The following is a 20,032-nucleotide window of genomic DNA, read 5'->3' as shown; positions in this document are numbered from 1 at the left end:
ACGTAATCCGGGAGAACGACAAGATGAAATCGAAAGCGCGCCGGAAATTCCTGTCCTACAGCGCCGCATTCGTCGGCACGGGCTGGCTCGCCGGCTGCAATGGCGATATCGATCCGGCGTCGGGCGCCGATGGCCCGGCGACGGTCGCCCCCGCCGTGCCGAGCGACCCGGCGCACAGCCTGCTGGCCGCGCAGGAACTCGCCACGAACTGGACGTTCGCATCGGCGAGCAGCCTGCCGGGCGCCGGCGGTGCGCAACTGTCGGGCGCGGCCGGGGTGACGGGCATGGCACCGGCGACGGTGCCCGGCACCGTGCTGAACAGCATGATCGTCAACGGCAAGTATCCCGATCCGTTCTACGGCCGCATCGTCACGGATACCCTTCCCGATACGCTGAAAGACACCGACTACTGGTACCGGACGACCTTCGCGACGCCGGCACGGCGGCCGGGGCAGCGGCTGTGGCTGCGCTTCGGCGGCGTCAATTACTGCGCCGAGATCTGGCTGAACGGCGCGCTCGTCGGCCGGCTGGAAGGCGCGTTCAAGCAGGGCGCGTTCGACATCTCGAGGCTCGTGCCGCAGGCGGGTGGTGCGGCCAGTCTCGCGGTGCGCGTCGTCAAGCTGGATTTCTCCGAAGGGCCGCTGGTGCCGAGCTACAAGAGCGGCGTCACGCGCGGCGGGCGCAACGGCGGCCCGACCGGCGTCACGTTGAAGAACGGGCCGACGTTCTTCTGCTCGGCGGGCTGGGACTGGCTGCCGACGATCCCCGATCGCGAGCTCGGCATCTGGCAGCCGGTGACATGGTTCACGACCGGCGCGGTGCGTATCGCGGCGATCGACGTCGCGCACACGTTGTCCACCGACCTGTCGCGCGCCGAATTGCGGCTCGATCTCGAACTGGACAACGGTTCCGGCGCGGACCTCGTCGCGACCGTCGTCGGCACCATCGGCAACGGTGCGCCGTTCCGCCACGACGTCACGATTCCGGCATCGAACACGACGACGAAGGTGTCGCTCACGTCGTCGGATATCGCGGCGCTGTCGATCAGGCAGCCGCGCCTGTGGTGGCCGAACGGGTATGGCGAGCCGAATCTCTACTCGGTGAAGGTCGGTATCGAGGTGGCGCGCAGGCGCTCGGACGAGCGCACGCTGAACGTCGGCCTGCGCCGCATCGAGTACGCGCGCGACATCGGCATGGGCCAGCAGCTCGCGATTACCGTGAACGGCCTGCCGATCCTCGTGATGGGCGGCAACTGGGGGCTCGACGAAGCGCTGAAGCGCATTCCGCGCGCACGGCTGTTCAACCAGGTGCGCCTGCATCGCGATGCGAACCTCAACCTGATCCGCAACTGGAACGGGCAGAGCACGAGCGACGATTTCTTCGACGCATGCGATCGCTACGGAATCCTCGTCTGGCAGGATTTCTTTTTCTCGACGGAAGGAGACGGGTCGGGCCCGGCCAACGTGCCGCGCGATCTCGACAACATCCGCGACGTGATCGCGCGCCACCGTCATCGTCCGTCGATCCTGCTCTGGTGTGGCGGCAATGAAGGTTCGCCGCCGCCGGCGCTCGTCAAGGGGCTCGACGCGCTCGTCGCCGAGCTGGACCCGCAACGCCTGTGTCTCACGAGTTCGGCCGGCGATACGGGCGCCGGCGCGGTGAACGGCTATTCGTCCGGCGGCCCGTACAACTGGGCATCCCCGCAGGCCGCGTTCAGTCGTGGCTACGGTACGACGTCGGTCGCGTTTCACAACGAAGTCGGCTCGCATTCGATCCCGACGCTCGAATTCGTCGAATCGATGCTGCCGCCCGGCTCGTACGAATGCCCCGACGACTTCTGGGCCTATCGCGACATGAACGGCAACGGTGCGTACTACCCCGCGGTCGGCAAGCAGGGCGGCGCCGGCTACATCGCGATGACGGCGCTGCGCTACGGCGCGATCCGCAATCTCGCGGACTTCGTGCGCAAGGCGCAGATGATGAACTACGAATGCATCCGCTCGATCTACGAGGCGAACGCGAGCGTGATGATCGGCCCGGTGGCCGGGAAGATCACGTCGCCGGCCACCGGCGTGATCATGTGGATGACGAACCCGGCGCAGCCGAGCTTCGTATGGCAGATGTACAGCCACGATCTCGAGGAACACGCGTCGTTCTTCGCGGTGCAGCACGGGTGCCGTCGCGTCAATGCGATGCTCGATGCGAGCACGGCCGACGTGACGATCGCGAATCACACGGCGGCGGCCGTCACCGGCCGCGTCGAGATGCGCGTGTACAACCTCGACGGCACGCTGAACAGCCGGGCCACCGCGGATGTCGGCGGCGTCGCGAAGGCGTCGTATCGCGTGGTGGCGAACCTCGCGCCGGCGCTGGCTGCCGCGCAGTCCGACGTGTGCATCGTCGCGCTCGCGCTGACCGATTCGGGCGGCAATACGCTTGCCGAGAACGTCTATTGGCGGCAGCGCGACGGGGGCGACACCGCGTACACGTCGCTCGACACGATGCCGGGCGCGGCCGTCGCGATCCGCGCATCGTCGGCCGAGGCCGACGACGTGACGACGCGCATCACGGTCGACGTCGCCAACATCGGTTCGACCGTCGCGCTGATGACGCACCTGCAGGTGTTCGATCCGTCGACCGGCGCGCGCGTGCTGCCCGCGTTCTACAGCGACAACTACCTGAACCTGGTGCCGGGCGCGAAGCGGCAGATCGCGATCGACCTGCCGCATGCGGGCGGCGCACCGGTGTCGCGTGTCGCGCTGCGCGTCGACGGGTGGCGGCTCGATCGCCCGAACTGCCGGCTGGGGCTCGGCGGCGTGCCGGTCGTGTTCAACGAGCGCGCGCTGGCGGTCGATCCGGCGGTGCCGACGTTCGGGGCCTGCTGACGGTGATGTGTGCGTGGTGTCGCGCAAGCGCGAATGAGCCGCTGACGCACCGGGTGAATCCGCACGGCGTGGGTTTCGTGCCGCTGGCCGGCTCGCCGTGACTGATCGAAAAACGTGTCGAGCTAGCCTGCTTACGGGCGCAGCAGATCGAACCCGCCAAATACGACGACACCGCTCAACGCGATCATCGCGACGGAGTGCTGGCCGAAGTAGAGAATCGCGGCGGCAAGCCACGTCGTGATGCAGAAGGCGCCGATGCGGGCCATCGTATGTTCCTCGAATGCATGATGAAGTGAGTACGCGCCGCACGGCATTTGCCGCTCGAATCGGCGAGCGGAGCGCGCAGGCGGACGGAAAAGACGACTCGCGCAGCCGCGACCGCAGCGTCGGCACGCGTTGCGTGCCGCGCCCGGAAGGGCGGGAGTCGAGACCGGCGGCGTTGCGCGCTCGCGGCCGAAGGCCGTGGGCGCGTGAATCCCGCTGGTAAACCCAGAATTTTACCAGCGCCGCAGTGCCGCGAATCTGGCCCTTTCGTGGCCAAAATGCAGCGATCTTCCGCCAAATCAGTCCGGCCCCGATACTCAAGTTTCGTGTGACGAATGCCGTAAACAATCTGGAAGGCATTTCCTACTTCGTCACGGTGCTTCCCAATACACGGATCGACATCATGCAGATCGACTTTTCCACGACGACGCTATCCCCGCTGGCCGGCAGCAGCGCGACTGCAACCAAGCCCGCCGCGACGTCGCCCACCGGCGACGCCGCGAATGACACGAGCACTACCGGCACCACCGGCACGACTGACGCGACCGGCACCTCCGGCACCTCCGGCACGAAGGATTCGACCGGCGCCACCGGCGAAACACTCGGCGCGTCGGGTGCGTCGTCGGACAGCCCGGCGATCAGCCAGTTGAAGGCGCTGATCGAGCGGCTGCAGAAGCAGCTCGCGGCACTGGAGCAGCAGATGGCGAGCGCGGGCCAGCGCGCGAAGGACGACCCGGCCGCGGCGATCGAACAGCAGTCGCTGAGCGCGGAGGCCAGCGCGATCTCGGGGGCGCTTTCGACCGCGATCTCGCAACTCGCGGCGGCGGTCGAGAAATCGGGCGGCTCGACGGCAGGCGGACTGGTGTCGACGCAGGCCTGACCCGTGACGGCCGAGGTTGCCGCACGCATTACAATCGCAAGCGCGTCTCCCTCGACAGGACGGCAGAACGATGAATGCGGAACTGAACGACGACGACCTCGCCCGCTTCGACGCGCAGGGCGGCACGCCGCTGCCGTCGGCCGACGAGCAAGGATGGCTGGAACGCGACGGCGCGCGCATCTGGCACGCATCGTTCGGCCACGGCCCGCCGGTCGTGCTGCTGCACGGCGGCCTCGGCCACAGAGGCAACTGGGGCAACCAGGTGCCGGCGCTGCTCGCGGCCGGCTACCGCGCGATCGTGATCGACAGCCGCGGCCACGGCCGCAGCACGCGCGACGGCCAACCCTATTCCTACGAACGCATGGCGTCGGACGTGCTCGCGGTCCTCGACGCGCTGCACGTCGACCGTGCGCGCTTCGTCGGCTGGAGCGACGGCGCGTGCATCGCGCTCGTGCTGGCCGATCGCGCGCCGGAACGTGCGGCCGGCGTGTTCTTCTTCGCGTGCAACATGGATCCGGGCGGCACGAAGGAGATCGTACCGAGCCCGCTGCTCGATCGCTGCTTCGCACGGCATCGCAAGGACTACGCAGAACTGTCGGCGACGCCGGATCAGTTCGACGCATTCGTCGCGGCCGTCAGCGAAATGATGCGTACGCAACCGGATTACAGCGCGCAGGACCTCGCGGCGATCGCCGTGCCGGTCACGATCGTGCTGGGCGAGCACGACGAATTCATCCGGCCCGAGCATGCGGCGTACCTGGCGCGCACGATTCCCGATGCGACGCTGACGATCCTGCCCGGCGTGAGCCATTTCGCGCCGCTGCAGCGGCCCGCGCGGTTCAACGCGGCGATGCTGGCGTTCCTCGACCGGCTGCCGGGGTGATGCACGCACGGCCCGCCGGCGAGCGGGCACGTGCGCCGGCCCGGCTCAGACCATCGCGTTGTCGGCGCCGGGAATCTCGTGCGCCTTGATCTGCTTGCGCTGCAGCTTGTAGCGCAGCTTCCCGAGCATGCCGTCCTCGTGGCTGACGCGCGTGATGGTGCGCACGTAGTTGTCGTCCGGCGCGATTGCCTGCGCACCCATGATCCAGCGCACGCTTTCGCGATAGTCGTAAAGCGACTTGTCGTTGATGTCGGCAAGGACGAACGACAGCGAGGCCATCGCGGCGGGATGGCCGGCTTCGGCATGTTGGCGCAGTTCGTCGACATAGCGATGGCGCGACGCATGATCTTCGATGTCGCCGATGAACATCAGCATGCACTCGAGACCGTCCGTATGCCCCATCTGGTGCGCCTTGCGCGCGGCCTCGACGGCCTCGACCTGCATGCGCGCGCGTTCGGCCCGATCCGTGCTGGTCTGCCCGATGTGGTGGTACGTGTATCCCAGCCGATACGCGGCCATGTTGCCGCCGGCCTCCATCGACTCGCGGAAGTAGTGGGCGGCGCGGTACGGGTCGGCCTCGACATGCATGCCTTCCCTGTGGAAGCAGCCGAGCAGGTAATCGCATGAATCGCCGCCCGCCTCGTAGCCGAGCTGGCAGATTGCGACGGCATCGGCCGGGCGCCGGTTTTCATACTCCATCGCGGTGGCGAGCTGGTTCCATGCGAGCGAGCCGGGCTCGTTCAGGCGTGCGGCTTCCAGCCATGCATCGCCGCGCGCGTCGTCCTGTGCGAAACCGAACGTGCCGGTGCGATGTGCGTAGCCGCGCAGGATCATCGCCGACGTGCAGGCGCGTGCGTCCGATGCTCGCTCGATCGCACCGGTCAGCCAGTCGCCATGCGGATCAAGGCCGAGCATCAGCCGCAAACCCATCGCCATTGCGCGGTTGTCGTCGATCGGCTCGTTGCGTTCGGCTTCCTGAAGCCGCGCGTAGGCCTGTTCGTACTCGTTGCGCTTGAAATGGCTGTACGCGAGCCAGTGCAGCGTCTCCCAGCGGTGATACGGATGCAACGCGGCGTTCGCGCGTGCGAGCGTCGCGGCCATCGCGCGGCGTGCATCGTCGTCGTCGTCATCCGGATCCAGCGTATTGCCGGCGTAGTCGTCGCGCCAGATCTCGTGCAGCAGCCGGTCCTTCTCGACCGCGTCGAGGTGCGCGCACGCGTCGGACGCGACGAACGCACGGACATGGTCGTGCGAGCCGCCCCAGCGCGGCTGCATGTACCAGATGAAGGTGCGCATCGAGAAATACTGGTGCGGGTGAATGTGCAGCGTTGCCTCCATCCAGTACCACTTTTCCTTGCGCAGCCTCTTGCCCTGGACGGGGCCGGGCAGCGCGTCGGGAAATTCGGCCGGGCAGGCAACCGGCACGTCGGGATTCAATCCCGAGCGCGCGAGCATGCGCGGTAGGTCGGCGCGCGTGGCTTCGTCTTCGGCGCCGATGTTCAGGTGCAGCTCGGTGACGGGCCAGCGGCGCTCGCGCACGAGCTGCGTGAGCCATTCGGGCTCGCCGAACGACGACACGCTCGTGAAGATTACCTTCGGCGCGCTCCACATCGTCGGCGCGAGCACCAGTGCGCGCAGCGCGGCGACGATCGTCAGCGTCGCGCATGCATGCGCGCCGATCCAGCCGGCTTCGGTCACCGTCTCGGCCCAGCCGCCGCCGCGATATTCGTACGCCCAGTGGTGCCAGTAATGCGCTTCGCACAGCCACGCATGGGCGGAGCGCGGGTTCGCGGCCTGCCATGTGCGCAAGCGCGCGAGGCCTTCGGCGCCGGCGTCGATGCACGGCTGCACGTCGGCCGGCAGTGCGTCGACGTACAGCGCTTCGGCCGTGCGGTCGGTGAAGCTGGCCGCGAGCGCGGCGTCGAGTTGCGTGTCGAGCGCGGCAAAATCGCCCGCGCGCAGCAGCGCGTCGACGTCGCAGATGAACCAGCGGGACTTCGCGGGCGGAATCAGGTCGGCGGGAACGGAGGACATGTCGGTGTCGGCGGTCATGACGAAACGGGTTGGGGATCGAAGATGCGGTAGCGCTTCCACGGCAGCGAAAGCCAGTTCCCGGACGGATTGCGCAGGTGCTCGCGCACTTCCTGCGTGGCGCGCGACGACGCGGGGCCGTCCTGGCCGCTGCCGCGCAGCCAGTGCTGGCGCGCCCGCGCATACGCGAGCCCGAAGTCTTCCCAGCTGTCGAAGCTGTCCTGCGCGCGCTGCGCATTGAGCAGCAGCACGACCCACGCATGCTGTTCGGACGCCCAGCCGAGCAGCGCGATGCAGCGCACGAGAAACGCGGTGCGCGCGCAATCGAACGCCAGTGCGTCGCGCACGCGGCCTTCAGCCGCGAGCTGTTCGTAGAAGCCTTCGTGCGAGCGGCCGACGCCGCGTATCCAGCCCGCGAGGATCGACGGCACGCGCTGCACGATCTGCCACTCGGGCAGGTCGGCCGGCAAGTCGAGTTCGCGCCGCAACTGCGCGGCGAGCTTGTCGCGCTGCGCGTCGGGCAGCGCGTACACGAGGTCGTCGCAATCGCAGCGCAGCCCGTTGCGGATCAGCAGGATGTCGGCGAGGGCAAGCGACCAGCGGCGGCGGTTCGGCGGCGCCTGGTCGGCGCGCGTACGCGCGTGCGAGACCGCGGCGGTCTGCCGGACCGGCACCGCGCCGTCGGTGCCCGCGGCCTGGTCGGCGTCGACTTCCCGTACCATCCGCGCGGCGACCCGAACCGACCGCCACACGTACCACACGAGCCACAGCGCGGCCATGCCGATCAGCAGTTTCAGCATGACGGGCCCCCGTCCGCCGTCGCGGGAAACACCAGCGCCGCGCACAGCGCGGGATCGATCGGAATGCCTTCGATCGCGAAGGCCGCCGTATCGGCCGGCGGCGCGTCCGGGTCGCGCGAGGCGGGCAGCGCATCGGCAGGCAGCGCGTGCCGCGCGGCCGCCGCGACGGCCGGGTCGATCTGCCTGAGCTGGCCGAGCGCGTACGGCGCGTTGCGCAGCAGCAGCCATTGCAGCACGGCGGGCGGCTGCGCGAAATGCTCGATCAGGTGGAAGTTCTCGCTCATTACGCTCAGCAGATGGTCGGGCGAGCGCACGTCGGTGACGAACGTCCATGCGCCGGCGGCCGCGCCCGCCGTCTCGGGCTCGAACACGAGCCCCATGCCTTCGCAATCGGGATGGCGTTCGCCGCGCGGCCCGAGCGCGCGCAGGAACTGGCGGACGTCGTCGGCGTAGCGGCGCACCGGATGGCGGTTCTGCTTGCCCTTGATCTGGTCGATGCGCAGGCCGTCGCGGGTCACCGACAGGCTGATCGTCACGTGCGGCTGGTTGCCCGCGCCGCGCAGCGTGAACAGGCGCAGCCGTCCGTCCTGCGCGGCTTGCGCATACTGCTCGCCGTACCCGCCGCGCAGCCGGCGGCGATCGGCGAACTGGCCGAGGCAATGCTGCATGTAGTACGACTCGTAGGCCAGTTCCTCGCGCAGCGCTGCGTGGTCGCCCGCGAATTCGAACACGATCCCGTTCGGCGTGCGCAGCACCTCGCGCAGCGCGAGGCCGCTGCTCGGCACCCAGCCCTTGTCGCGGCGCGCCTGCATCCGCTGGTGCTCGCGCTCCCACATGTCGAGCGCCATCGCGCACGTGATGCGCTGCAGCTTCTGCGCGAGCCGCGTGCCGGCGCGCGAGCGCAGGAACTCGACCAGCATGCGCTCGCGGTCGGTCAGCAGCATGTGCTCGGGATCGATGAAGTAGAGCGGCTTCGGCTCGACGGCCGGCAGCGGCACCGGATCGGCTGCTGCGCCGGATACCGGTTGCGGGCGGAACCGGCGCACGAGCCAGTCGGGCGCCGGCCGGTCGGTACCGGCGAGTGCGCGGTAGCCGGCCAGCGAATCGAGCGGCTGCGCCTGCTCGAACGCGCCGACGACCCAGCGGAAGAAATGGTTGCCGAGCCACGCGCGGATGTCGGCCGGATCGCCGCGCTCGGCGCTGCGGCGTGCGATGGCTGCCTTGATGTCGGGCGCATTGACGACATCGCGCGGCCGATAGGCGGACGCGGCCACGGTTTCGGTCACGGGGTCACTCTCCGGTCAGGCAGGGCGTCCGCGGGCGGTGCGCGCAGGACCCTGGCGGTTCTTTCGGCTGGCGGGCGAAGCGGCGAACGGGCGCGCGAGCGGGGCGCGGCGGCGTTGCGTGTTCCCGCCGCGGGGCGGTCGATGCGTGAAAATCACGCGACCGGGCGGCAGCCAATGACGCGGGAGCGGGCGATCAGCGAATGGCGATACATGGTTTCTCTCAGGATGGCGCTTATTTTTTGCTTCCGCGAGTCTACTGCGATCCGCGCGGGCGAATCAATCGCGCGGTGTGCCCGCGTATGCGGATCTGACAAGACTTATCTCTTTTTCATCGATTTTCGATGCGGTGCGATTCGGCCGCCGGATCGAATGCTGCTAAAACCAACAGGTTTTGCGGGCAAACCGGCGAGCGCGCCTGGATTGGCATCAAGGCAATGCAAGGCTTCGCGTATCTCATAAGTTTTTCTTTCGGCTCGCGCAACATATCGTCGATTGTTGGCGGCCGGTCGGCAGTGGATAGTCCTGCTTCGACAGGACGGCCGCCGTGATCATCGCGCGGCGTGGCCGGATCTGTTGTCCACGCAACCATTAGAAATCAAAGGATCCGCAACCATGCGATTCAACGCGACACGCTTCGCCGCGACCCTGTTCGTCGCCGCGTGCGCCACCGCCACGGCCGGTCGCGCGGCCGCCGCCACGCAGGACGACCTCCACGACACGGTGACCCGTCACATCGCGCCGCTGATGAAGCAGTACGCGATTCCCGGCATGGCGATCGGCATCGTCGCCGACGGCAAGCCCTACGTGTTCGACTACGGCGTGATGTCGACGCAAACCGGCAAGCCCGTCACCGGCGACACGCTGTTCGAAATCGGCTCCGTCAGCAAGACGCTGACCGCGACGCTCGCGGCCGATGCGCAGGAGGGCGGCGAACTGTCGCTTGCCGACCCGGCGGCCAAGTACCTGCCCGCGCTGCAGGGCAAGCCGTTCGGCGTCGTGACGCTGCTCGATCTCGGCACGCACACGCCCGGCGGCATGCCGCTGCAGGTGCCGGACAGCATCCGCGACGACGCCGGCCTGATTCGCTATCTCGACGCGTGGCGTCCCGCGTATGCGCCGGGCACGTATCGCACGTATTCGAACGTCGCGATCGGGATGCTCGGGTGGCTCACCGCGAAGGCGATGCACAAGGACTTCTCGGTGCTGATGGAGCAGCGGCTCTTTCCCGCGCTCGGGATGACGCACACGTACATCAACGTGCCCGACGCGCGCAAGGCCGACTACGCACAGGGCTATACGCAGGACGGCAAGCCGATCCGGATGACGGGCGGCATGCTGTGGCAGCCGGCGTACGGTGTGCGGACCACGGCGGCCGATCTGCTGCGCTTCGTGCAGGCGAACATGGGGCTGATCGAAACCGCGCCGCGGCTGCAGCGCGCACTCGAACGCACGCACACCGGTTATTTCCGCGCGGGGCCGATGACGCAGGACCTGATCTGGGAGCAGTATCCGTATCCGGTTGCGCTGCCGACGCTGCTCGAAGGCAACGCGACGAAGATGCTGCGCGACGGGGCGCCGGCCAGCGCGATCAAGCCGCCGCTCGCGCCGAGCGCCGATACGTGGATCAACAAGACGGGCTCGACCAACGGCTTCAGTACCTATGTCGCGTTCGTCCCCGCGAAGCGGATCGCGATCGTGATGCTCGCGAACCGCAGCTTCCCGATCGAGGACCGCGTGAAGGTCGCGTACGGGATCCTCGGGTCGCTCGACGGCCGGCGGTAACGTTTCCGCCGCCGGGGCCGGTGCTGCTTACTCCGGCGGCTGCTCGTCGTATGCGACGAAGATCTTCCGCGTGCGTTCGACGACTTCCCACGTGCCGCGAAAGCCCGGCGGAATCACGAAGCGATCGCCGGTGCGCACGGTATTCGTGTTGCCTTCCGGATCGGCGATCACGGACGTGCCTTCCAGGATCTCGCAGTATTCGGCTTCCGTGTTCCACAATCGCGGGCGGTATTGGCGCTTGCCGTTCCCCCGTTCAGCACGCCGCCGGTCGACGAAGGTTTCGTGCGACGGCCGTGCGCCGCCACGCGATCGCTCAGGCGACAGCGGTGTCCGTTGCGGCGACTGCCGGCGCACCGCGCGCGGCCGAAGCCCGCGCTGCCGCCGCGCCTGCAAGCCGCCGATAGCGCGCGAGCGCCCACAGCGGGAAGTACGCGGTATAGCCGTGATACTTCAGGTAGAAGATGCGCGGAAAGCCCGGCGCATTGTGCGAGCGGTGCCACCAGAAGCCGTCTTCCTGCTGGACCGACTGCAGATACGCGATGCCGCGTTTCACCGAGTCGGATTCGCAGTCGCCGAACGCCATCTGCGCGAGCAGCGCCCATGCGGTGAAGTTCGACGTGCTCTCGCCGCCATTGGTGCCGGCCAGCTCCGGGTCGATATAGCTGTCGTTCGTCTCGCCCCAGCCGCCGTCCGCGTGCTGCCGTGAGCGCAGCCATTCGATCGCGCGCGCGATATACGGCTGCGACTTGTCCTCGCCGGCGAGCGCGAGGCCGGCCAGCACGCTCCACGTACCGTAGATGTAGTTCGTGCCCCAGCGGCCCCACCAGCTGCCGTCGGGCTGCTGCGTGCGCTTCACGTAGTCGATGCAGCGCGCGAGCGACGCGCGTTCGTCCGCGCGTCTGGTCACGCCGAAGCACAGCAGCACGCGGCCCGACACGTCCTCGGTCGGCGGATCGAGCAGCGCGCCGTGATCGGCGAACGGGATCGCGTTCAGGTACATGCGGTCGCAATCGGCGTCGAACGCCGCGAAGCCGCCGTTGCGCGATTGCAGCCCGCGCATCCAGTCGAGCGCGCGCGCGACGCGCAGCGCATACGGGTGCGTGCCGTCCGCATTGCGATGCGTGCGGCCGCGGCGATCGAGCATCGCGGTGACGACCGCCGTGTCGTCGATGTCGGGGTAGTACGGGTTCGCGTACTGGAACGCCCATCCGCCCGGCTGGACGTCGGCCGGCGCGTTCTCGATCCAGTCGCCGCGCAGGTCGTTCACCTGGCGTTCGGCCAGCCAGTCGTACGCGTGCGCGATGCGTGCGTCGAGTGCGCGCCGCGCGTCGTCCGGCTCACCGTCTTCCGGTACCGCCACGCCGCGCGCCTGCTCGAGCGCCATCGTGCTCCACGCGGTGTCCCACACCGGCGACAGGCACGGCTGGCAATACATGCTGCCGTCGGGCCGCGTGACCAGCAGCTTCTCCAGCGCATCGTCGCAGTCGCGCCGCAGCGGGTGATCGTCCGGGTAGCCGAGCACCTGCATCATCTGATTCGCATACACGATCGGCGGGAAGATCCCGCCGAGCCCGTCCTCGCCGTTCATGCGCTCCGCGCACCATGCCTCGGCATGGCGGATCGCGCGCTGCCGCAGGCCCTTCGGCATCAGCGGCTCGATGTGGCGCACCGTGCGGTCGAGTGCGAGGAACAGCTTGCGCATGCCGCGCGCGGGCGGGAAGTACTGGCGTTCCTCGTCCGGTGGCGTGACGAACAGCTCGCGGATCGCGATGTTGTGCGGATTGCGGGCGCGCGCCTTCAGCGAGCACAGCACGAGCAGCGGCACCATCGTCGTGCGCGCCCAGTACGCGACCTTGTACATCGAGATCGGCACCCACTTCGGGAACAGCACGAATTCGATCGGCATGAACGGCGTCGCGCGCCACGGCACCTGGCCGAACGTCGCGAGCAGGATGCGCGTGAACACGTTCGAGCGTGCCGCACCGCCGAGCTTCAGGATCGCATCGCGCGCGCGGATCATGTGCGGCGCGTGTTCGCTGTCGCCGGCCGCCTTCAGCGCGAAGTACGCCTTCACGCTGCACGACACGTCCGGATCGCCGTCGACGTACAGCGCCCAGCCGCCATGCGTGTCGAGCCGCTGGTTCGCGCGCAGGTAGCGCGCCATCTTCTCCTGGCGGATGTCGTCGATCTTGTCCATGAAATGCATCGTCAGGATGTATTCCGCGGTGATCGTCGCGTCGGATTCGAGTTCGAAACACCAGCTGCCGTCAGGTTGCTGGAGACGCACGAGGGCGTCGCGTCCACGGGCGATGGCGGTGTCGAGCGCGGACCAGGAGGAGGGGGTGGGCGTAGTCATGCGGCGGATCATACCATCCGGCCGGAATGTTTATATCGAGACGCCCGGGTGCTACCATCCGCACCATGACAAAACACCTCGAACCCGCGCCGCACGATGTGTCCGCGCCCGTCGAACCGGCTGCATCGGCCGGTGCGCGGGCGTCTGAAGCATCATCGGCGCCGGCCATTGCCACGGCCGGCGTGCGTCGAAAAAAAGCGCCGGATCAGGTGCGTGCGCAGTTGCTGGCGGCCGCATCGGAAATCGCGACCCGTCACGGCGTGGCCGCGCTGACGCTCGATGCGGTGGCCGAGCGTGCCGGTGTGACGAAAGGCGCGCTGCAGTATCACTTCGCGAACAAGCAGGGGCTGCTGGATGCGCTGTTCGGGCAGGCGACCGAGCGGTTCGCTGCGCAGATGACCGCGCGGATGGCGGCGGATGCCGATGGCGCCGGCGCGGCGGCGCGCGCCTATGTGCACGCGGTGCTCGACGAGTCGCACCCGGCCGCGAGTACCGATGTGCTGCGCGTGCTGGTCGCGTCGATGATTACCGACCAGGACACGCGCGAGCGATGGTCGGTGCCGATGCGGGAGTGGACGCGCCCCGACCCGGTGCCGCTCGGGCAGGCCGCGACGCTGATGATCTGCCGGCTCGCCGCCGACGGGCTGTGGATTTCGAAGCTGCTCGACAGCGTCGAAGTATCGGCCGAATTGCGCGCGGAGATCGTCCGGCAACTCGATGCGATGAGCCAGGGGGTGTTTCAGGGATGACGCCCGATACGGAGCGGATGTCGGCGGCGGCCGGGAATCGACGCAGGCCGCTGTCGTGCATGCGCCGGCTTCGCGAGCGCAAGCTGGAAGCGCACCGGTCGTCGACCCGGACCGGCGCCAGGCTGTTCATCGTCGATTGAAGCGGGCGCGCATTCCCGCGTGCCGGCCGTAGTCGACTCTTTGCGGGCCTCGGGAGCCGGGAGGACACTACTCCCGGAAATCCGCCCAGGCGATCGTTGGCACTGCTTGGGGCGCAAGTTGAGTGCATCTTTCCCCTTCCTCTGTCGCAATCGTCAAGATCCACGTCGCGTACAGATAAAACCCGTCCGTTCCCCCCGCCGTTAACCCGTTCGCAGCCCCTGCGCCGCGTGTTGCGACGCGGCGCGCGTCTTTCGTGATCCGGAATTCACATCCGCCGCTGGCCGCGCCCGGCCGGCGCAAGGGAACGTCATGCGAAAAAAACTCACTATCCGTGGTGGTCTCGTCGCGACCATCGCCGGCTATACCGTGCTGCTCGTACTGGTGGTCGGCGCGTGCATCGCGGCCCTCTACCTGGGCAACGGTTCGCTCGAGGCGATGTACCGCGACGACACCGCGTCGCTGCTGCACCTGAAAACCAGCTCCGAGCGGATGCTCGTCCTGCGCGAACGCATGAGCGACGTCGCGCAGATCATCAGCGCCGGCCGGTCGGCCAAGGAGGAGATCGCGAAACTCCACACGCTCCTCAAGCAGAGCAACGACGAACTGGACGCCTACACCCGCCTGCACACGCGCAACGCCGACGAGCAGGCCCGGTTCGACACGTTGCAGACTCGCCGTCGGGCCTTGCTCGACAGCGTGTTCCTGAAGGCGCTGTCGCAACTCGACGGCGACGACGCGTTCGGCTTCCTCGACACGCAACGCACCGCGCCGACCGCGCTGTTCGCCGCCTACCAGGAGGCGATCGATGCGCTCGAATCGTTTCAGGTTGCGCGACAAAAGGCGCGCTACGACGAGGCCGGGGTGCATTTCCACCAGATCGTGTGGGGGATGGCGGCGATTGCGGTCTTCGCACTCGTCGTCGGCTTCTTTGCGCAGCGCGTGCTCGCAAAGGCGATCATCGAGCCGATCAAGCTCGCGGTCGACCAGTTCGAAAAGATCTCGAAAGGCGACCTGACCGGAACGGTCGTCGCGCCCGGCGAGAACGAGATGGCCTATCTGCTGCATGCGCTGAAGCGGATGCAGGACGGCCTCGTCGCCACCGTGAACCAGGTGCGCGCGAGCACGGAGACGATCGTCGGCGACGTCCGCACGATCGCGAGCGGCAACGTCGACCTGTCCGCGCGCACCGAGCAGCAGGCCGTATCGCTGCAGCAGGCGGCGGCGAGTGTCGAGCAACTGACGGCGGCCGTGCGCCAGAACGCGGACAACGCGCGCGACGCACGCACCTATGTCGAGGGCGCGGCGGGCATCGCGTCGCGTGGTGGGGAAGCGATGCAGCGCGTCGTCGAGACGATGTCGGCCATTTCGCACAGTTCCACGCGGATCTCCGGCATCGTCGCCGTGATCGAGAGCATCGCGTTCCAGACCAACATCCTTGCCTTGAACGCAGCCGTCGAAGCCGCGCGCGCAGGCGAGCAGGGGCGCGGCTTCGCGGTCGTCGCCACCGAGGTGCGCGGGCTCGCGCAGCGCTGCGCGTCGGCGGCCAAGGAGATCCGCGAGCTGATCGGCCATTCCGCGCAGCGCGTCGAAGACGGCAGCGGCCTCGTCGCGCTGGCCGGATCGGCGATGGCCGAGCTCGTCACCGCGGTCGAGCGCGTGAACACGATCATGAGCGAAACGAGCATCGCCTTCGAAGAGCAATCGTCGGGCATCGAGCAGGTGAACACCGCGGTCATCCAGATGGAGCAGACGATGCAACGCAATGCCGCGCTGGTCGAGGAGGCCGCGGCCGCGGCGTTGTCGCTCGACGAACAAGGCTCGCGGCTGAGTGCGGCGGTTGCGCAGTTCCGTCTGCGCGACGAGGCGGTCGCGTAACGCACCGATGCGGGCGACCGGTGCCGGATCGTCGAGCCGACCTTGTGTCCGACGCGGTGCGGCCGTCGTCGAGGCGGCACAGTTCTGGTGCGGACATCTTGATTGCCGATGTCAGCGCGATCCGTGCACCAGCCCGGTGACGAACGAGATTCGGACGATCGCAGAACCCGGTGGGATGGTGTCGGCATGTGGTGCCCGCGATGCGAACACGGTAATGCAGCGATGCTTGTCGGCAGGGAGACAGCGCGATGGCACCGAGGTTCTCCACAGGGTTATGCACGGAAATTGTGGATAACTCGTGCAGGGGTGAAAGACCGCTGACGGTTCCTGAACACGCCTGCCGCCAGGCGACATCACGCAGCGAGAATTGCTTTGCTGGAATGATCGTTTCGTGACTGTCACCGAAGGGCATAGCATGAAGACCCTTCTCGATTGGCCGCCGCGTGCGAGGCCAATCATTGCGACCGTACCGGCCCGATCATGACGACACTGAACGACTATCTCGAACAGAAGCGCGACGCCTGGCTCGCGAAAAAAGATGCCGCCCGCAACAATCCGGATTTCAAGGCGACCCCGCTGAAAGCGACCGTGCGCGCGCTGGGCCGCAGCGGCGTGCGGGAGATCCGCATTCGCGATTTCCAGGTGATCAGCGACAGTCCGCCTGATTTCGCCGGCTACAACCTCGGGCCGGCGTCGCCGGAGCTGCAGCTCGGCGTGCTGGGCAGTTGCCTCACGCACATCACGCTGATTCAGGCCGCGGAGCGCGGCCTGAAGATCGACTCGATCGAAGTCGAGGTGACCGGCGACCAGCATCCGCTCGCGCAGCAACCGGGCTTCGAACATGTGCCGGTGTTCCCGCACAACCTCCGCTACACGCTCGATATCGTGTCGCCCGAACCGCCGGAGACGATTCGTGCACTGCATGAGGCGGTCGAGGCCGTGTGCCCGATCTTCAACCTGCTGAGGTTGCCGCAGACGATCGACGGCGAGTTGCGGCATACGCACGGTTGAGGTGCGCAGGTGCACCGGCACATTGCGGCATTTCACATCGCTGCGGCGTGAGCTGGCGCACTCGATACCCGCGCACCCTGTGGGGGCCTCGATACGGCGGCGATTCTTGCCGCATGGGCACGACACGACGGATGTGTCATCCCGGCCCTGAATCAGTCGGCGCGAAGTCAGGCTTCAGATATTTGAAGGTCACGCGGCCGGCGCTTCGTCTCGTCGGCCCGATCCTGAAGGTGCTGGAATGCGTCCAGCAGCCGCGCGCGCAGCACGGCCAGCGACGGGTTGCGCCGATCGCGCGGCCGGGCGACCTCGACGTGGATCTCGTCATCGACACGGCCCGGGTCGGGCGCGAGCATCAGCACGCGATCGCCGAGATACAGCGCTTCGTCGAGATCGTGCGTGACGACGATCGCGGCCATCCGGTGCCGGTCGACGACATCGAGCAGCAGCGTCTGCAACCGCATCCGGGTCATCGCGTCGACCGCGCTGAACGGTTCGTCGAGCAGCAGCAGATCCGGCTCGCCGAACAGCCCGCGCGCGATCGCCGCGCGCTGGGCCATGCCGCCCGACAGCGTGGCAGGCAGTTGCCGGGCGACGCCGGCCAGGCCGACTTCGTCGAGCAGCCGCGCGACGGCCGGCTCGCGACCGCCGCGCGGGCCGGCCGCAAAGCCGACGTTGTCCGCGATCGATAGCCATGGCAGCAGCCGCGGCTCCTGAAAGATCACGCCGACGCGCGGGGAGGGGCCGTCGAGCGCGATGCCGCCCAGCTTCACGCTGCCGCGGAAATCCGTGTCGAGGCCGGCGACGATCCGCAGCAGCGTGCTCTTCCCGCAACCGCTCGGGCCGACCACGCAGACGATCTCGCCGCGTGCGACCTGCAGCGGAACGTCGGCGAGGATCGTGCGAGCGCCGAAAAGCTTGCGCGTGATTCGCAGGTCGAGCAGCGGCGTATCGGTACCCGCCGCCGTATGTGTGAAAGGACGCGTGCTCATGTCGACACCTTGCGTGGCGTATGGTCGAAGGCGTCGCGCCAACCGAGCCAGTGCGACTCGATGCGTGCCATCGCGCCGTCGGTCAGCTTGCCGAGCAGCGCCAGCAGCAGGATCGCCCCGAACACGAGATCGGGGCGCCCGGTTTCGCGGCCGTCGCTCAACAGGAAGCCGAGCCCACGCGTGGCCGCGATCAACTCTGCGGCGACCATGAACATCCACGCGAGACTGAGGCCGGTGCGCAAGCCGGTGACGATCTGCGGCAGCGCGGCCGGCAGCAGGATGCGGCGGAACAGCGCGAGCGGGCCGAGCCGGTACACCGCGCCCAGCTCGACGAGCTTGCGGTCGACGTCGCGAATGCCGGCGACCACCGCGAGGTGGACGGGGAAGAAGGCGCCGATGGCGATCAGCGTGATCTTCGGCGCTTCGTCGATGCCGAGCCACAGCAACAGCACCGGCACCCACGCGAGCGACGGAATCGCGCGCAGCGCCTGGAACGTCGGCTCGAGCAGCGCGTCGATCCGGCGGCTCAGGCCCATCGCCGCGCCGACGACGAGCGCAAGTGCAGCGCCCGCGGTAAAACCCGCCGCGACCCGCAGCGTGCTCGCACCGACATGGCGGGCCACGCGCGTGACGCCCATGCGGGCGAGCGTGTCGAGAATCTCGCTCGGCGCCGGCACGAGATGATCCGGCAGCCAGCCCTGCCGCACGACGAGCTCCAGCAACGCGAGCGCCGCGAACGGCAGCGCGAGGCCCGCGATGCGCCACTTGCGAAGGGGATCGCGCCGGCGGGCGCGTGGCGAGGCGGAGCGGCGGGGCGCGAGCGCATCGTCGCGGGCAGCGGTGTCCGTCATGGGCGGCAGTCTCAGTGCGAAGCGGCGACGAGCGGGCGCGCGAACGACGGATCGATCAGCGTATCGACGATCTTCGCGGGATCGACGCCGGGCTTGGTCAACTGCTCGGCCGTCAGCACCGGCGCCGCCGCCTTCAGCGCCGCGCGCTGGGTTTCGCCGGGAACGGGGTCGCTGAAGTCGTTGCGCTGAAGCTGCAGTTTCGCCACCTGCAGCGATACCTTCGATTCGTCGGCGACGATCTGCGCCGTATCGGCCGGATGCGCGATGATCCATTGGCGCGCGCGATCGTAGACCTTCAGTACGCGCGTGACCGCCTGCGGGTACTGGCTGGAAAATGCGTCGCGGACGTTCAGGAAACCATAGGTGTTGAACGCAACGTTGCGGTAGAGCAGGCGAGCGCCGTCGTCGATTTGCGCGGCAGCCATGTGCGGATCGAGGCCCGCCCACGCATCGACTTGACCGTTCGCGAGTGCGGTGCGCCCGTCGGGATGCTGCAGGTTGACGATCTCGACGTCGTCGCGGGTCAGGCCGGCCGTGTGCAGCGCGCGCAGCGTGAACAGGAACGGATCGGTGCCGCGTGTCGCGGCGATCTTCTTGCCCTTCAGGTCCGCGAGCGTGCGGATCGGCGAATCCTTGCGGACCACGAGCGCGGTCCACTCGGGGCGGGAGAACACGTAGACCGTATGGATCGGGTTGCCGTTCGCGCGCGCGAGCACCGACGCGAGACCCGCGGCGGAACCGAAATCGACCGCACCGCTGTTCAGGTATTCGAGTGCGCGATTGCTGCCCAGGCTCAGCACCCAGCGAATCGACGTGCGGTCGGCCTTGAATTCGTCTTCGAGCCAGCCGAAGTGGCGGATCACCAGGCTCTCCGGTGAGTAGTACGCGTAGTCGACGCGGATTTCCGCGGGCGTTGCTGCGCGTGCGTGCACCGGGAAGAGACCGGCGAACGCGGCAACGACGAGGGCTGCGGATTGCCACGCGCGGGACCAGGACAGCTTCATCGGGGATTCTCCGGAAGGGCGGCAATGAGCCGCGAACAGGCAGGGTGACCGGCCAATGTAACGAAGCATCGGCGATCCGCGAACGAAGAAATCCGCGATTGAACATGTGCGTTGCTGCTAAGAGGCCAGTTCAAAAAGACCCTCGAGGGGCTGTTAACTTCGCCGGCGACCTGTTAACCTCAAGCATCTGAGCAACGGGATCATGAGGAATGCAAGCGCCGATCGTTGATGACGAATTGTGGATA

17 protein-coding genes are annotated in these 20,032 nt (G+C 68.0%); 7 read left to right on the top strand and 10 right to left on the bottom strand.

The window, feature by feature from the left end:
- The first annotated feature begins 23 nt into the window (after positions 1-23).
- Positions 24-2,885 (top strand): sugar-binding domain-containing protein, encoded by a 2,862-nt coding sequence (locus tag G3N64_RS12435; RefSeq protein ID WP_205784222.1) that lies wholly within the window; start codon positions 24-26, stop codon positions 2,883-2,885.
- A 131-nt stretch (positions 2,886-3,016) separates the two neighbouring features.
- Here the strand turns inward: G3N64_RS12435 and G3N64_RS40180 are convergent, their stop codons facing one another.
- Positions 3,017-3,151 carry a hypothetical protein gene (locus tag G3N64_RS40180; protein WP_006405345.1) on the bottom strand — a complete coding sequence of 45 codons (135 nt, stop codon included), beginning with the start codon at positions 3,149-3,151 and terminating at the stop codon, positions 3,017-3,019.
- Positions 3,152-3,552: 401 nt separating this feature from the next.
- On the opposite strand from G3N64_RS40180, the gene G3N64_RS12430 reads away from it, so the two are divergent.
- The gene (locus G3N64_RS12430) at positions 3,553-4,029 is read left to right on the top strand and encodes a hypothetical protein (RefSeq protein ID WP_205784257.1); all 477 of its coding nucleotides are present in this window, start codon (positions 3,553-3,555) and stop codon (positions 4,027-4,029) included.
- A 70-nt stretch (positions 4,030-4,099) separates the two neighbouring features.
- On the top strand, positions 4,100-4,912 hold the full coding sequence (locus G3N64_RS12425; protein WP_205784221.1) for an alpha/beta hydrolase: 813 nt from the start codon (positions 4,100-4,102) through the stop codon (positions 4,910-4,912).
- A 45-nt stretch (positions 4,913-4,957) separates the two neighbouring features.
- Here the strand turns inward: G3N64_RS12425 and G3N64_RS12420 are convergent, their stop codons facing one another.
- From G3N64_RS12420 to G3N64_RS12405, 4 genes are all read right to left on the bottom strand, one after another.
- Positions 4,958-6,946, bottom strand: coding sequence for a DUF4034 domain-containing protein (locus tag G3N64_RS12420; protein ID WP_241020913.1), 1,989 nt, complete (start codon positions 6,944-6,946; stop codon positions 4,958-4,960).
- 14 nt (positions 6,947-6,960) lie between these two features.
- Positions 6,961-7,743 carry a DUF1266 domain-containing protein gene (locus G3N64_RS12415; RefSeq protein ID WP_205784219.1) on the bottom strand — a complete coding sequence of 261 codons (783 nt, stop codon included), beginning with the start codon at positions 7,741-7,743 and terminating at the stop codon, positions 6,961-6,963.
- Positions 7,737-9,029 (bottom strand): hypothetical protein, encoded by a 1,293-nt coding sequence (locus tag G3N64_RS12410; RefSeq protein ID WP_205784218.1) that lies wholly within the window; start codon positions 9,027-9,029, stop codon positions 7,737-7,739. The genes G3N64_RS12415 and G3N64_RS12410 overlap by 7 nt, the downstream gene beginning before the upstream one ends.
- 328 nt (positions 9,030-9,357) lie before the next feature.
- Entirely contained in the window at positions 9,358-9,618 is a 261-nt protein-coding gene (locus G3N64_RS12405) for a hypothetical protein (RefSeq protein WP_205784217.1), read from the bottom strand.
- A 23-nt stretch (positions 9,619-9,641) separates the two neighbouring features.
- Between G3N64_RS12405 and ampC the strand changes: the two genes are divergently transcribed.
- Complete coding sequence (gene ampC, locus G3N64_RS12400) at positions 9,642-10,811, top strand: class C beta-lactamase (RefSeq protein ID WP_205784216.1); 1,170 nt, start codon at positions 9,642-9,644, stop codon at positions 10,809-10,811.
- A 27-nt stretch (positions 10,812-10,838) separates the two neighbouring features.
- Here ampC and G3N64_RS12395 read toward each other — a convergent pair whose 3' ends face one another.
- Both G3N64_RS12395 and shc read right to left on the bottom strand, forming a co-directional pair.
- The gene (locus G3N64_RS12395; protein ID WP_241020912.1) at positions 10,839-11,030 is read right to left on the bottom strand and encodes a cupin domain-containing protein; all 192 of its coding nucleotides are present in this window, start codon (positions 11,028-11,030) and stop codon (positions 10,839-10,841) included.
- A 94-nt stretch (positions 11,031-11,124) separates the two neighbouring features.
- On the bottom strand, positions 11,125-13,179 hold the full coding sequence (shc, locus tag G3N64_RS12390; protein ID WP_205784215.1) for a squalene--hopene cyclase: 2,055 nt from the start codon (positions 13,177-13,179) through the stop codon (positions 11,125-11,127).
- 53 nt (positions 13,180-13,232) lie between these two features.
- Between shc and G3N64_RS12385 the strand changes: the two genes are divergently transcribed.
- From G3N64_RS12385 to G3N64_RS12375, 3 genes are all read left to right on the top strand, one after another.
- A complete protein-coding gene (locus G3N64_RS12385; protein ID WP_205784214.1) occupies positions 13,233-13,916 on the top strand; it encodes a TetR/AcrR family transcriptional regulator in 684 nt (227 codons plus the stop codon).
- A gap of 450 nt (positions 13,917-14,366) precedes the next feature.
- Positions 14,367-15,932, top strand: coding sequence for a methyl-accepting chemotaxis protein (locus G3N64_RS12380; RefSeq protein WP_205784213.1), 1,566 nt, complete (start codon positions 14,367-14,369; stop codon positions 15,930-15,932).
- A gap of 480 nt (positions 15,933-16,412) precedes the next feature.
- Complete coding sequence (locus G3N64_RS12375; protein WP_205784212.1) at positions 16,413-16,943, top strand: OsmC family protein; 531 nt, start codon at positions 16,413-16,415, stop codon at positions 16,941-16,943.
- Positions 16,944-17,110: 167 nt separating this feature from the next.
- On the opposite strand, the gene G3N64_RS12370 is transcribed toward G3N64_RS12375, so the two are convergent.
- Genes G3N64_RS12370 through G3N64_RS12360 form a run of 3 tightly spaced genes read right to left on the bottom strand, consistent with a single transcriptional unit; the run spans position 17,111 to position 19,787 of the window.
- The gene (locus G3N64_RS12370; protein WP_205784211.1) at positions 17,111-17,932 is read right to left on the bottom strand and encodes an ABC transporter ATP-binding protein; all 822 of its coding nucleotides are present in this window, start codon (positions 17,930-17,932) and stop codon (positions 17,111-17,113) included.
- Positions 17,929-18,783, bottom strand: a complete 855-nt coding sequence (locus G3N64_RS12365) for an ABC transporter permease (RefSeq protein ID WP_205784210.1) — start codon at positions 18,781-18,783, stop codon at positions 17,929-17,931. The genes G3N64_RS12370 and G3N64_RS12365 overlap by 4 nt, the downstream gene beginning before the upstream one ends.
- Positions 18,784-18,794: 11 nt before the next feature.
- On the bottom strand, positions 18,795-19,787 hold the full coding sequence (locus tag G3N64_RS12360) for an aliphatic sulfonate ABC transporter substrate-binding protein (RefSeq protein WP_205784209.1): 993 nt from the start codon (positions 19,785-19,787) through the stop codon (positions 18,795-18,797).
- Positions 19,788-20,032: the final 245 nt, after the last annotated feature.

Origin of the sequence: Burkholderia sp. Ac-20344, assembly GCF_017104975.1 — a bacterium.
GTDB lineage: Bacteria > Pseudomonadota > Gammaproteobacteria > Burkholderiales > Burkholderiaceae > Burkholderia.
This window is presented reverse-complemented; position numbering and strand designations above follow the sequence as displayed.

Bases quoted from the DNA above. Each gene is read 5' to 3' on its own strand.
- G3N64_RS12415 (WP_205784219.1), bottom strand. From the start codon at position 7,743: ATGCTGAAACTGCTGATCGGCATGGCCGCGCTGTGGCTCGTGTGGTAC.
- G3N64_RS12380 (WP_205784213.1), top strand. From the start codon at position 14,367: ATGCGAAAAAAACTCACTATCCGTGGTGGTCTCGTCGCGACCATCGCC.
- G3N64_RS12370 (WP_205784211.1), bottom strand. From the start codon at position 17,932: ATGAGCACGCGTCCTTTCACACATACGGCGGCGGGTACCGATACGCCG.
- G3N64_RS12360 (WP_205784209.1), bottom strand. From the start codon at position 19,787: ATGAAGCTGTCCTGGTCCCGCGCGTGGCAATCCGCAGCCCTCGTCGTT.
- G3N64_RS12375 (WP_205784212.1), top strand. From the start codon at position 16,413: ATGACGACACTGAACGACTATCTCGAACAGAAGCGCGACGCCTGGCTC.
- G3N64_RS12435 (WP_205784222.1), top strand. From the start codon at position 24: ATGAAATCGAAAGCGCGCCGGAAATTCCTGTCCTACAGCGCCGCATTC.
- G3N64_RS12365 (WP_205784210.1), bottom strand. From the start codon at position 18,783: ATGACGGACACCGCTGCCCGCGACGATGCGCTCGCGCCCCGCCGCTCC.
- G3N64_RS12430 (WP_205784257.1), top strand. From the start codon at position 3,553: ATGCAGATCGACTTTTCCACGACGACGCTATCCCCGCTGGCCGGCAGC.
- shc (WP_205784215.1), bottom strand. From the start codon at position 13,179: ATGATCCGCCGCATGACTACGCCCACCCCCTCCTCCTGGTCCGCGCTC.
- G3N64_RS40180 (WP_006405345.1), bottom strand. From the start codon at position 3,151: ATGGCCCGCATCGGCGCCTTCTGCATCACGACGTGGCTTGCCGCCGCG.
- G3N64_RS12425 (WP_205784221.1), top strand. From the start codon at position 4,100: ATGAATGCGGAACTGAACGACGACGACCTCGCCCGCTTCGACGCGCAG.
- G3N64_RS12385 (WP_205784214.1), top strand. From the start codon at position 13,233: ATGACAAAACACCTCGAACCCGCGCCGCACGATGTGTCCGCGCCCGTC.
- G3N64_RS12405 (WP_205784217.1), bottom strand. From the start codon at position 9,618: ATGGTTGCGTGGACAACAGATCCGGCCACGCCGCGCGATGATCACGGC.
- G3N64_RS12420 (WP_241020913.1), bottom strand. From the start codon at position 6,946: ATGTCCTCCGTTCCCGCCGACCTGATTCCGCCCGCGAAGTCCCGCTGG.
- ampC (WP_205784216.1), top strand. From the start codon at position 9,642: ATGCGATTCAACGCGACACGCTTCGCCGCGACCCTGTTCGTCGCCGCG.